Genomic DNA, 11,565 nt, shown 5'->3' with positions numbered 1-11,565 from the left:
CATCGCCCTGGCCATGCTCAACCTCGGCGGCCACCAACCCCAACTCCCCGGAAGATGATCACCGGCGACCCACACATCCAACACAAGACCCATAACTATGACTCAGAGGTATACCGCTCAACAGCACATCACATGGTCGGCCAGCCACAGCGGATGCCGAGCGCCTTAGCTGCGTCCGCAGCCCCGTCCCGAGTGCGGACTTACCGTCTAGGTGTGCTGTCCAGGAGCAGGTTGGGGAGGGCCGGCTGGCTGTGGTCGGCGGTCCCACAGCACCAGGCCGGCGAGCAGCATCGCGACGCCCAGCCCGACCATGGCCAGCCCCACCGCCGTGTGCGCGCTCCCGCTCAGGTGACCGGCCACGATCCACCCGCTGTCGATCCCGAACGCCAACGGCATCACCCCCTGGGGGATCACCGGGATCCACCCCACCGTGAGCAGTCCGAGTGCCCACGCGGTCGCCTTGTTCTCCCGGTACCACTCGGCGTCCCACGTCAGCGGGAGCACCGTCTCCGGTGGCCGGCTCCGCTGGCCGGCTGCGGCGAGCACGTCGGTCCCGCGCCGGGTGAGGCGTTCGTCGGCCAACCAGATGCCACCCCGCCAGGCCGCAGCGCCGCTGAGCAGCCCGACCAGTGGCAGCAGCGGCGTCACCTCCGGCGGACCCCAGATCACCAGCGCGAGCACCGGCGCGGCGGCCACCAGCCCCGACCCGGTGGCGACCAGCACGCTGACAATGTCGGTGGGGTTGTCGGCCGAGGTGGGGTGCCGTGGGTCGGCTACCGGTCGCACCCGCAGCAGCGACACCCACACCGGCACCGACGCGCCCGCGCCGAGCAGAGCCGGCAGGGTGGAGAGCGCGGCCAGCGGGTCGACGTCGGGCGCGAGGATGACGCCAACGACGGCGAGCAGCACCCCGATCGGGGTGACCAGCACCAGCCAGGCCAGGGTCCGACCCCGGACCTCGGCCCGTTCGCCGCCCGGCGTGGTGAGCGGCAGCCACAGCGCGGTGCCGTCCAGCCCGACCAGCCCGGCCGACATCGCCGCAGCGCCGAGCACGGCGAACGGCCCGGCCCACGGCAGCAGCAGGTCCACGTCGGACAGTAGCGGCAGCCCGGCGAGCAGCGCGCCGTACACCACAGCGAACGCCAGATACTGCAACCGCAGCGGATGCCGCATCCAGGCCCGCAACTCGCGGCCCGCGACCGCCCGCGTCGCGGCCGGCACCCACGCCCGCCAGCCGCGCCGCGCACGCCCGTCTCCGGCCGGTGACGCCGCAGTGCTCCCGCGCCGCGCACGCCCGTCTTTGGCCGGCGACGCCGCAGTGCTCCCGCGCTGGGCACGCCCGTCTCCGACCGGTGACGCCGCAGTGCTTTCGCGCCGCGCGGTTGGCTCGCCGCCGCCGCGCCGGACGAGCGGGAGCGCGGTGGTCCCGCGCGGCCGGAACGGCACGCCCGTGGTGATCACCCTTCGCACCAGCATGAGGTACGCGGCGGCGCAGAGCGCCACGATGCCCACCAGGGTCGCCATCAGTCGCACCCCTTGCCCGGTTGGTCCGGAGGCGGCGGAGACCGGCCAGGCGCTCGGCACGTACCCCATGGCCCGCACGACCTCGTCCGGTGCACCGACGAGCAGGACCGACACCCAGGGGAAGACCGCCCAGAGTGACCCGGCGACACCCATCGCCGTGCCGGTGAAGACGCCGGTGAGCAGCGCCCCGGCCGGACCGCCGGCGTGGCCGACGATCTCCAGTGCGATCGCCGAGCCGATCAGCCCGAGCAGCCAGAGCAGCACCGCGCCAACGGCGGCGACGAGGACCGCGACGGAGCCGTGCCGAGCGGCGTGCACCGGCAGCGCGGCGAGCGCCACCAGCGAGACGGCCGGGCCGATGCCGATCGCCGACGCGGCGAGCAGACCGGTCGCGGCCGGCACGCCGCCGATCGGCTCCAACCGTAGGTGAGCTGGGCGGACCCGGCCGCGCCCGCCGCCGAGCAGCAGCGGCAACACGATCCAGCCGAGCACCCACGCCCCGACGAGCAGGGCGAGGGTGTGCTGGTCACCGCGGAGCGCGTACCGGATCAGCCAGCCGGCGGCGAGCAGACCGGCCAGGCCGGCCACCGTGGGTCCCGGATGCTCGCGCAGCGAGCGACGCAGCATTGCCGCGCGCATCCGGGCCGGTACCGCGATCGTGTGCAGCGTTCCGGCCAGTGCGGCGTCAGGTTGCGCGCTCATCGTGCCTCGGTCAGCCAGTCCAGGCCGGCGCTGCCGGAGGCGTCGGCGCCGACCAACTCGACGAACCGTTCCTCCAGGCTGGTGCCGGCGGCGACCTCGGCGACCGGCCCGGCGGCGGCGACCCGGCCCTGATGGATGACGGTGACCTCGTCGCACATCTGCTCGACCAGCAGCATCGAGTGGGTGGACAGCACGCAGGTGCCGCCGCCGGCCACGAACCGGCGCAGCACCCGGCGGATGGTGGCCGCGGAGACCGGGTCGACCGCCTCGAACGGTTCGTCGAGCACGAGCAGCCGGGGCGCGTGCAGCAGCGCCTGGGCGAGGCCGAGCTTCTTGCGGGTGCCGGTCGAGCAGTCGGCGAGTGGTGTGCCGGCGCCCTTGGCCAGGCCGAGCACCTCGATCAGTTCGGCGGCGCGTTCGGTGGCCGCGGCCCGGTGCAGCCCGCGCAGGCCGGCGCTGTAGCGCAGCAGTTCGGCGCCGGTGAGGCGCTCCGGGAAGTCGAGGCCGTCGGGCAACACCCCGGTCAGTGCGCGGGTCAGGCCGCGGTCGCGCAGCGCGTCGTGCCCGAGGATCCGGATCTCACCGGCGTCCGGAGTGACAAGTCCGACGGCCATCCCGATGGTGGTGGACTTGCCCGCACCGTTGGGACCGACGATGCCGTGGAACGTGCCGCAGCGGACCGTCAGGTCGATGTCGTTCACCGCGCGATGCGTCCCGAAGGTCTTCACCAGGCCGCGAATCTCCAGTGCTGGGGTGATCACGCGCCGAGCATAGGGGACCCCTCCGGTCCACGGTGGACCCCCGGCAATGCGACCAGCGGGCCGGTCATCGACGCCTTCGCACCGGGAGGACCGCGCCGATGAGGCTGTCGCGTATCGTCAGTCAGGCTCCCGTCTGGCGCCGACCGGTCACGCAGTACACGTCGCCGGAATTCGTCCGGTGTGGCAGGTCGCGCAGGTGTGCCGCCATGTCGCTCGCGGGCAGCCACCGCTCGAAGGTCATCGACTTGTTGTCGCCGAGCGCGACGTCGAAGCCGTCGAAACCGAGAACGGTCAGGCGGTCGAGGCACCGACCGGCAACCGCACGCGCGATCGTGGTGAATTCGAACGAGAGCGCCGGCAGCGGCCGGCTCAGGCCGGCCAGCACCTCGTCCTCGAACCCCTCCACGTCGATCTTGGTGAAGCGTGGCGTGCCGTACTCGTCGATAAGCGCGTCGACGGTGACCACCGGGACCTCGATGACCGAGTCCCACACCTCGCCCTCCCACCCGCCCGCGCCCCGGGCCGCCCGCACGAAGTCGGGCGAGGCGGTCGACACGGTGGGGTTGGCGGAGTTCACGTGCAACCGGGTGCTGCCGGGGAGCGCGCCACACGCGGCTTCGACAAGCGTCACCTGATCGTCGTCGGCGTAGATCGCACGCAGGGCGCGCAGGCACAGCGGCTGCGGCTCCACGGCGACGACCCGGGCTCCGAGGCGACGGAAGCTGCCGATGTGGTCGCCCACGTGGGAGCCGATGTCGAAGACGAGATCCCCACTGCTGACGAACCGGGAGTAGAAGGCGTCCATCCGCGCGTCCCGTTCGGGATCGCCGTAGTAGACGTCCAGCGACCGGTGCAGCAGGGACATTTCCGGATCGCTGCGGAGCGCGGCGATCCTGGTGTCGGTGGCAGCCGTCATCTGTCTGGGTCCAGTCCGTGAGAGGTGGCCGGGGTTACGGTCCGAAGGCGGTCAGGAACCGGTCCCGGAAGGTGTCCATCCGCCAGACCGGCGCCTGCGGTCCCGGCTTGAGCCCGTCCTGCCAGCCCCACCCGGAGATCCGGTCCAGGACGGCCCGGTCCTTCGTGATGATCGTGATCGGGACGTCGTGGCTGGCGTTCTCGCCGGTGACGACCGCGGCGGGCTGGTGGTCGCCGAGGAAGACGAACACGAGATCGTCGTCTCCGTAGGTCTGCACGTAGGAGATGAGCGTGCTCAGCGTGTACTCGATGGACGTGCGGTAGTCGGCTCGGATCTGGGTGGTGCTCCGGCGCCGGTCGTCGTCGCCGGCGCCGGCGGCGCGGAAGACCGCCCCGTCACCGACGGTCGCCCAGTCGAGCAACGGCGGGACGGGCGTCCAGGGCGCGTGGCTCGACACCAGCGCCAGCTCCGTCATCACGTTGCCGGCAGGCTTCGCCTGCTCCAGGCGCTGCCAGCTGGCCAGGGTGTACTGGTCCGGCATCGTGCCGAAGCTGAACTTCGGGCCACGGTACGCGAGCGCCTTGGCGTTGTAGAACCGCTCGTAGCCGAAGAAGGACCCCTCCGGCCACGCCCTGCTGACGGCGGGCATCACTCCCACGGTCTGCCAGTTCGCCCGCCGGAAGGCGCCGTTGAGGGTCATCCGGTCACTCGCCAGCAGCGTGCGGTGACGCTGGTCGTTGTCGATCCAGAGACCGGAGAGCAGCGTGTCGTGCGCGAGCCAACTGCCACCACCGAACGTCGGTGAGGTGAGGAAGCCGCTCTGCGCGGCGAAACCCGCCGCGCCCAGCCGGCTGGTGCCGCTGTCGAGGACGGCACCGACCTGCGGCGCGAACTCCGGGTCCTCGACGGCGTCCCGGCCGTAGCTCTCCACGAAGGCGACGACCACGTTCTTGCCCCGCAGCGCGGTCAGCAGCTGGTCGCCCGGGGTGTCGCGGAACGGGTCGGCCTCGATCAGGGTGGAGAACGTCTTCCGGTCGTCGAGACGTACGCGTACCTGGAAGCCGTGGCCGTTGGCCAGGGTCGTCGCGGACGTGTCGGCGACCGGTACGCCCGGCGTCACCCGCACATCGAACGCGGCGCAGGCCACCCAGACGACCACCAGCGCGGCCACCATCCGGGTGGTCCCGGTGTGGTGCCGGACCGCCAGCCGCCGCAGTCGCCGCACCGACAGCGTCACCAGGACGGGCAGTCCCACGAGCACCACCGCCAGGACTGTCGCGACGCCGATGGCGGCGGGCCGGCCGTACGACTCGCTGAGGAAGGCGAACCCCTCGTCGAGCAACGCCCAGTCGAGCACCGGGTCGAACGCCCGGCTGAGCGCGGCGGAGAACCCCAGGTCGAGCAGCTTCAGCAGGCCGAGCAGGCCGAGGGCCACGCCGGCGAGGGTGGCGACCAGCCGGCTGCCACGCGGCGGCAGGGCGAGCAGGAGGGCAACGACCAGCAGCGCCTCCAGGGGGATCCGCGCGAACGCCGCCGGGGTGAGGCGGCCGAAGTCGTACGGCACGGTGAGGACGAACAGCACGAGCAGCGCGGCCAGGACGGTCGTCAGCCGGGCGGCGATGGAGTGCCTCGCCCGACCCGCGCCCGCGGTGCCGTCGTCGGCGGTACCACCCGGGAGTCCGTCCCTCACCGCCTTTCGTCTCTGGCTCGGCAGCTCACGTACTCGCGTCAAGAGCGACAACCCGGGCATCCCTTCCATGGTCACTACGGAGTGCGGCGTACGGGCGGCTCAGACGCGGGCGATGCCGCCGCGGGCCGCGGCGACCGTCGGGCGGTGGCTGCTCACGTGGACCATCGTGGCCGGTACGCCCGGGGTGCCGTGGAGCGGGGTACGGCGACGGTGCCGGGTCGCCCACAGCCACGTGACGTCGCGGCCGAACGACTCGATCAACAGCGCCAGTGCCGCCATCAGCACGACGGTCGTCAGCGGTCCGGGCAGCCTGTCTCCCATGGCCACCATCAGCACCACGCCCTGGATCGCCGCGACGACCTTGCGCCAGTAGCGCGGCGGCAGGGACCCGCGCATCCATCCCAGCACCCAGCTCGCGGCGACGAAGACGTAGCGCATCGCGCCGATCGCGAGCACCCAGCCGCCCACCGCCGGGGCGACGTGGAGGCAGAGCACCAGCACCAGGAAAGAGTCGATCTCCATGTCGAAGCGCGCGCCCAGCTCACTGGTGGTCCCGGTGCGTCGGGCCGTGTACCCGTCCACAGCGTCGAGGGCCAGCGCCACGGCGGTCAGCACGACCATCAACGTGATCGGCGCCGGCCGGGTGAACGCGTCAGCGGCCAGGGCCGTCACGCCGCCGACGAGGATCGCCCGGCTCAGGGTGACCTGGTCGGCCGGGCCCAGGCCACGCGCACCCGAGCGGGACAACCCCCGGCCGAGCAGGAGGCACAGGACCATCCCGTACGCGAGCCCCGCCACCCACCCCGCAGCGCCGAGACCGACTGTCCCGGCAAGCACCGCCAGCACGGCGCTCTGCACGATCAGTCCGACGAGCGGACCAGTTCGAACCGTTGACATCGTGCCTCCGTGACTCTGGTGGGTGACCCTGACCGTCATCACGGAAAACATGACCGATCGGTTCATTCTGAACACGACTTCACAGGGTGCTGGAGAGTGGCGGTGGTCACCGGGTCGGCCGGGAAGAACGCCTCGACGGCCAGCCCGGAGACGGTGACGTCCAGCGGGGTGCCGAAGAGGGTGGTGGTGCTGATGAAGGACAGCTCCCGGTCGCCGTGGCGGTACCGCAGTGGGATGACGACACGCGACAGGTCGTGGCTGGTCGGCGCCACGACGTCGTCGCCACTGGGATAGCCCCGAAGCTCTTCGAGCAGGTCGGACAGGATCGGGTCGCTTGTCGTCGCGGCCTGCTGGCGCAACCGTGCGAGCAGGTGGGCCCGCCACTCGGGGAGGTTGAGGATTCGCGGGGCCATGCCGTCGGGGTGCAGGCTGAGCCGCAGCACGTTGACCGGTGGGGCGAGCAGGTGAGGCTTCGCGTCGGCGGTGAACAGGGCGACGGCGGGGTTGGCCTCGACGAGCTGCCAGTGCTTGTCGACGAGCACCGCGGGGTACGGGCTGTGCCCGTCGAGAATCTGCCGTGCCGCGGCCCGGAACGGGGCGAGTTCCGGGTCGGTCAGCTCGTGGCTGGGGTAGGCGGGGGCGTAGCCGCCGGCGAGCAACATCGTGTTGCGCTCGGCCAGCGGCATGTCGAGCCGCTCCGCCAGCCGCAGGATCAGGTCCGGGCTCGGCCGGGACCGCCCGGTCTCCACGAAACTCAGATGCCGGGCCGACACGCCCGCCTCGATCGACAGGTCGAGCTGGCTCACTCCGCGACGTCGACGCCAGTCGCGCAGCAGCTGCCCCACCGGTCGGCCCGGCCTGGTCCTGGTCGTCACCCCCCGAGCCTAGTGACCACACCGGGTACGCCCATTACCTGCGACGTAATCGACAGCGCGCGCCAGCGCTCGCGATCATCTTCTCGACGGCAAGGAACCGTCCGCAACGATCGGAGAATCATGACCGCGTACGCGCTCGCTCATCTGCGCAGGGCCCCCGTCCATGCCGAGGTGCTCGAATATCTGGAGCGCATCGAAGCCACCCTGGCGCCCTTCGAAGGTCGGTTCATCGTCCACGGTGGGTCCGTCGAGGTGCTGGAAGGCAGTTGGCCGGGCGATCTGGTCGTCATCGGGTTTCCCGACTCGACCAAGGCCCGCTCCTGGTACCACTCCGGCGCGTACCAGGAGATCAAGCCCTTGCGCACGAGGCACCTGGCCGGCGAGGTGATCCTCGTCGAGGGGGTCGACGCCGACCACAGTTCAGCGGAGATGGCTGCCGCGATCCGACGGGCCGACGGTTCCTAGCGCCGCGCACCACAGGGAGCTGGCCCCGGTCGGCGAGCGACCGGGACCAGCGGGTGACACGGGTCAGGAGGCGGCGATGCCTTCCATGCCGATGCCGTTCTCGAACTTCGGCAGGCCCTCCACGGTGGTGACGAGCTTCAGCGAGCCGTCCTCGTTCACCTCGTAGCCCTGCACGTTGCCGGCGGTGGCGTTCTGTACGTACAGGAAGCCGTCGCTGGTGGTCATGTCGATCGACCCGCCGCCGGTGTCGGCGGCGACGGCCTTGACGAGTTCGAGCTTGCCGTCGTCGTTGACCCGGTAGGAGCTGATGGTGGAGCTGCCGGCGTTGGCGACGAAGAAGTAGTCGCCGACGCGCTGGATCCAGCACGGCGCCTGCTGCCCGTTGGGCACCGACGGCCCGACCTGGTCGAGCGTGCCGTCGTCCTCCAACTCGAACCGGCTGACCGCGTTCGCACCCGACTCGGTGACCAGCAGCGAGTCCTCGGTGTCGAAGGTGAAGCCGAACGGGGTGTTCCCCGCGTCGCTGATGACGGGGTTCGAGGCCAGCTCACCGTGGCGACCGATCTCGTAGCTGAACATCACGTTGGCGCCCTTTGTCGACACCAGGACGAACTCGCTGTCCGGGTCGATCTTGACCTGCGCCGGGGCGGTGCCGAACGCGGGCGGGTTGCCGTTGTGCAGCCCGAGCGACCGGTTGGCGTCCTCGATCCGCGACAGGCGGCCCTTGTGCAGCTCGAAGCCCTGCACCGAACCCTCACCGCCGGCGTTGAGGACGTAGACGAGGTCGCCACGGGCCGCGATGCTGACCGGCAGCAGGCCCCCGGACCAGATGACCTGAAGCTTGTGCAGCTTGGTGCCCTCGACACCGAAGACGGTCACGGTGTTGCTGCCGGCGTTAACGGCGAAGAGCAACCCCTTGTGGTAGATCAGGGACCCCTGCGAGGCGAGGGCGTCGAGCGGCGCGCCGATGGTGAAGCCGCCCAGCCCACCGGTCTCGTACTCACCCGCCTTGGTGAGACGGCCGTCCTCGTCGCGGTCGTAGACCTTGATGGTGTTGCCCTCGGCCTTGTTGGTCTGGACGAAGAGCGCGCCCTCGTCGCCGTTGTGGTATTCACCTCCCTTGCGGTCGTCGTGGTGCCCAGGGCCGCCACCGTCGGCGAGAGCGGTCCCGGGGGGCGATCCGATGCTGGCCAGACCCGCCAGGAGGGCTGCCGCGAGCGCAACGCTGCGCTTCATCACTGACTCCTTTACGCACACGAAGGGAGGAATACGAGTTTTCCTCTACTTCGAAAGCTATCGGAGGATGTAGTCGTGAAGGGCACTGTTACCCTAAAGCGGTAATTTCGTGCCGATCCATGGAATGAGCAGACGTACGCGCCCAGATGGCATATCGCAAAGCGGACGGCCAGCCCGACAGGGATGAAACTCGGCGGCCAAGTGATCAACGCTCCGGCGGCATCCACGGCGTGAGCAGGGTCGGGTCGGCGACGTACTGCGCCACCTGCGTCCGCTGCTCCGGGGGCAGGGACAGCGCCCGGAGTCGGGCACCCCACTCGGGCACCCGGTCGGTCTTGTTCAGCGCGATCGACAGCTCGATCAGGGCGGCCAACGCCATCGCCTGCTCGACGACCGGAGCGTCCTCGGCGCGGCGGCGCATTCCCGAGTCGAGCGCCCGGTAGGCCGCCCGGTCGTCCATCTTGAACTCGCGCAGGATGCGCGCGTTGTCGAGCACCCGCGTCAGACCCGCCAACTCCGACGATCCGCCGTACTCCAGATCCTTCGGCTCGTCCCGTTGGATGAAGATGATGGTGTTGCCCGACGGGTCGACGATGCTGAACCGGGACGCCCCGGCGCGGTAGCGGGTCATCCGGGGCAGGCCCTTGACCAGCACCTTGCCGTAGCCGCGCCGCATCGCCTCGGTGAACGCCGCGTGGTACGCCGCGACCGCGTCGACCATCACCAGGCAGCCACCGGACGTCTCCTTCGCCGGGTCCAGATCCTTCGGCGCCGGCCCGTAGTGCAGCTGGAACCCACTCCAGCTGAAAGCCAGATACAGGTACGGCTTGAGCTGCTCGTAGGCCACCTCGAAGCCGAGAGCCCGCCAGAACGCCAGGGTCTCCTCCGGCGCCGCGCAGTGCAGCAGCGGCACCGCCGTCTCGTTCGGCTGGACCCGGCCCTCATGTGTCGGCACTGATCGTTCCCCGTCCGCTCGGCAGGTCGGCCATTGTGCCAGCAGCAGCGACGAGCGCCGCCGATTTTCGTCTCCTACCCAGGGAGGAGGGCCGCTCCGACCCTCGGCCGCAACCGGGGCTCCCGGTCGGACGCTCTCGACCGCCCCGACCACCAGCATCTACAGACATGACTACCTTCCTGCGCCGGGCAACACACTGGAACCGCCCCCTGACGATCCTGGTAGCCGCGATGACGGTGCTCACCGTCGTCGCCGCGGTGGGCATCCTCCTCGACGCACGCGTCCTCACCGGGGCGCCGATCTGGCTCAAGCCGCTCAAGTTCGGGGTGTCCTTCGTGCTGTACGGCGCGACCCTCGCCTGGATGCTCTCCCTGCTGCCCCGACGCAGCCGGGCCGTCGAGCGGGCGGCCATCGTCATCGTCGCCGTGGCGGTCGTCGAGAACGCGATCATCGTCGCCCAGGTGCTTCGCGGGCAGACCAGCCACTTCAACGACAGCACCTCCCTGAACACCGCGCTGTTCGCTGCGATGGGCGCGTCGATCATGGTGCTGTTCCTCGCCCACCTCGTCATCGGGATCGTGGTCCTGATCCAGCGGATCCCCGACCGGGTCGCCGCGACCGCCGTCGGCTGGGGCCTCGGCCTGTCCCTGCTGGGCATGCTCGCGGCGGTGCCGATGACGCTGCCGATGCAGGACCCGGGGATCGAGGGGATCGGTGGCGCGCACAGCGTCGGGGTGCCCGACGGTGGGCCGGGGTTGCCCGTGGTCGGCTGGAGCACCACCGGTGGTGACCTGCGGATCGGACACTTCGTGGGGCTGCACGCCCTCCAGGCCCTGCCGATCCTGGCGATCCTGCTGAGCCGGTTCGCCACCCGGCTGGACGAGCGCACCCGGGTCCGGCTGCTGGTCGTCGCCGGCGGCGCGTACGGCGTACTCACCGTGCTGTTGACCTGGCAGGCGCTGCGTGGACAGCCGCTGCTGCGCCCGGACACCGGCACGCTGATCGCGGTCGCGGCCCTGGTGGTCGCGACGGCGACCGCCAGCGGGCTGGTGCTGGCCCGGCGACGCCGCCCGGAACTGGCATTGGCCGCATGACCGCGACGCTGTTCTCCCTTACGTTCGCGGTGGCCGCGCCGTTCTGGGCGCTGATGATCCTGCTGCCGCGTTGGTCGTGGACCGCCCGGATCATCGCCTCGCCGCTGATCGTGCTGCCGGTCGTGGTGATCTACGCGCTACTGGTGCTCCCGGCGTTCGGCGACGTGCTGCCGGCCGTGACATCGCCGACCCTGGCCGGGGTACGTGACCTGCTCGGCACCTCCGCCGGGGCGGCGGCGGGCTGGGCGCACATGATCGCGTTCGACCTGTTCGTCGGGCGCTGGGCGTGGTTGGACAGCAGGGAACGGGGGGTGCCGGCGCTGGTGATGGCTCCGGTGCTGCTGCTGACCATCCTGCTCGGACCGCTCGGCCTGGCCGCGTACCTCGCGGTCCGGACCGGGTGGCGGCGGCCGTCGGCCGCCGCCACCGGCGCACAGCACCTAGGCTGAC

At 71.0% G+C, this 11,565-nt stretch carries 10 protein-coding genes and 1 pseudogene; 3 read left to right on the top strand and 8 right to left on the bottom strand.

Translation table 11 applies throughout. The annotated features are described in order from the left end of the window. Positions 1–207: 207 nt before the first annotated feature. The 6 genes and pseudogenes from ABZU25_RS29155 to ABZU25_RS29130 form a co-directional block, all read right to left on the bottom strand. Entirely contained in the window at positions 208–2,226 is a 2,019-nt protein-coding gene (locus ABZU25_RS29155; RefSeq protein ID WP_355032564.1) for a hypothetical protein, read from the bottom strand. Then, on the bottom strand, positions 2,223–2,987 hold the full coding sequence (locus ABZU25_RS29150; protein ID WP_355032563.1) for an ABC transporter ATP-binding protein: 765 nt from the start codon (positions 2,985–2,987) through the stop codon (positions 2,223–2,225). Before ABZU25_RS29150 ends, ABZU25_RS29155 begins: the two co-directional genes overlap by 4 nt. Positions 2,988–3,108: 121 nt before the next feature. Then, the gene (locus ABZU25_RS29145) at positions 3,109–3,903 is read right to left on the bottom strand and encodes an FkbM family methyltransferase (RefSeq protein WP_355032562.1); all 795 of its coding nucleotides are present in this window, start codon (positions 3,901–3,903) and stop codon (positions 3,109–3,111) included. A gap of 34 nt (positions 3,904–3,937) precedes the next feature. Further along, positions 3,938–5,593, bottom strand: coding sequence for a sulfatase-like hydrolase/transferase (locus tag ABZU25_RS29140; RefSeq protein WP_355032561.1), 1,656 nt, complete (start codon positions 5,591–5,593; stop codon positions 3,938–3,940). 222 nt (positions 5,594–5,815) lie between these two features. Then, positions 5,816–6,490: pseudogene (locus ABZU25_RS29135) on the bottom strand (CDP-alcohol phosphatidyltransferase family protein); the annotation flags it as partial. A 62-nt stretch (positions 6,491–6,552) separates the two neighbouring features. After that, positions 6,553–7,365 (bottom strand): helix-turn-helix transcriptional regulator, encoded by an 813-nt coding sequence (locus ABZU25_RS29130; RefSeq protein ID WP_355032560.1) that lies wholly within the window; start codon positions 7,363–7,365, stop codon positions 6,553–6,555. 120 nt (positions 7,366–7,485) lie between these two features. On the opposite strand from ABZU25_RS29130, the gene ABZU25_RS29125 reads away from it, so the two are divergent. Next, positions 7,486–7,830 carry a DUF1330 domain-containing protein gene (locus ABZU25_RS29125; protein ID WP_355032559.1) on the top strand — a complete coding sequence of 115 codons (345 nt, stop codon included), beginning with the start codon at positions 7,486–7,488 and terminating at the stop codon, positions 7,828–7,830. 63 nt (positions 7,831–7,893) lie between these two features. Here ABZU25_RS29125 and ABZU25_RS29120 read toward each other — a convergent pair whose 3' ends face one another. Together ABZU25_RS29120 and ABZU25_RS29115 are read right to left on the bottom strand one after the other, a co-directional pair. Then, positions 7,894–9,066 (bottom strand): beta-propeller fold lactonase family protein, encoded by a 1,173-nt coding sequence (locus ABZU25_RS29120; protein WP_355032558.1) that lies wholly within the window; start codon positions 9,064–9,066, stop codon positions 7,894–7,896. Positions 9,067–9,271: 205 nt separating this feature from the next. Continuing rightward, complete coding sequence (locus ABZU25_RS29115; protein ID WP_355032557.1) at positions 9,272–10,021, bottom strand: glyoxalase; 750 nt, start codon at positions 10,019–10,021, stop codon at positions 9,272–9,274. Positions 10,022–10,188: 167 nt separating this feature from the next. Here ABZU25_RS29115 and ABZU25_RS29110 point away from each other — a divergent pair, with 167 nt between their 5' ends. Together ABZU25_RS29110 and ABZU25_RS29105 are read left to right on the top strand one after the other, a co-directional pair. Next, a complete protein-coding gene (locus ABZU25_RS29110; RefSeq protein WP_355032556.1) occupies positions 10,189–11,115 on the top strand; it encodes a hypothetical protein in 927 nt (308 codons plus the stop codon). After that, complete coding sequence (locus ABZU25_RS29105; protein WP_355032555.1) at positions 11,112–11,564, top strand: ABA4-like family protein; 453 nt, start codon at positions 11,112–11,114, stop codon at positions 11,562–11,564. Before ABZU25_RS29110 ends, ABZU25_RS29105 begins: the two co-directional genes overlap by 4 nt. Position 11,565 lies beyond the last annotated feature (1 nt).

This window comes from Micromonospora sp. NPDC005215 (assembly GCF_040607915.1).
In the GTDB taxonomy this organism is placed as follows: Bacteria; Actinomycetota; Actinomycetes; order Mycobacteriales; family Micromonosporaceae; genus Micromonospora.
The sequence above is the reverse complement of the archived record's forward strand: the minus strand, read 5'-3'. Positions and strand labels throughout refer to the sequence as shown.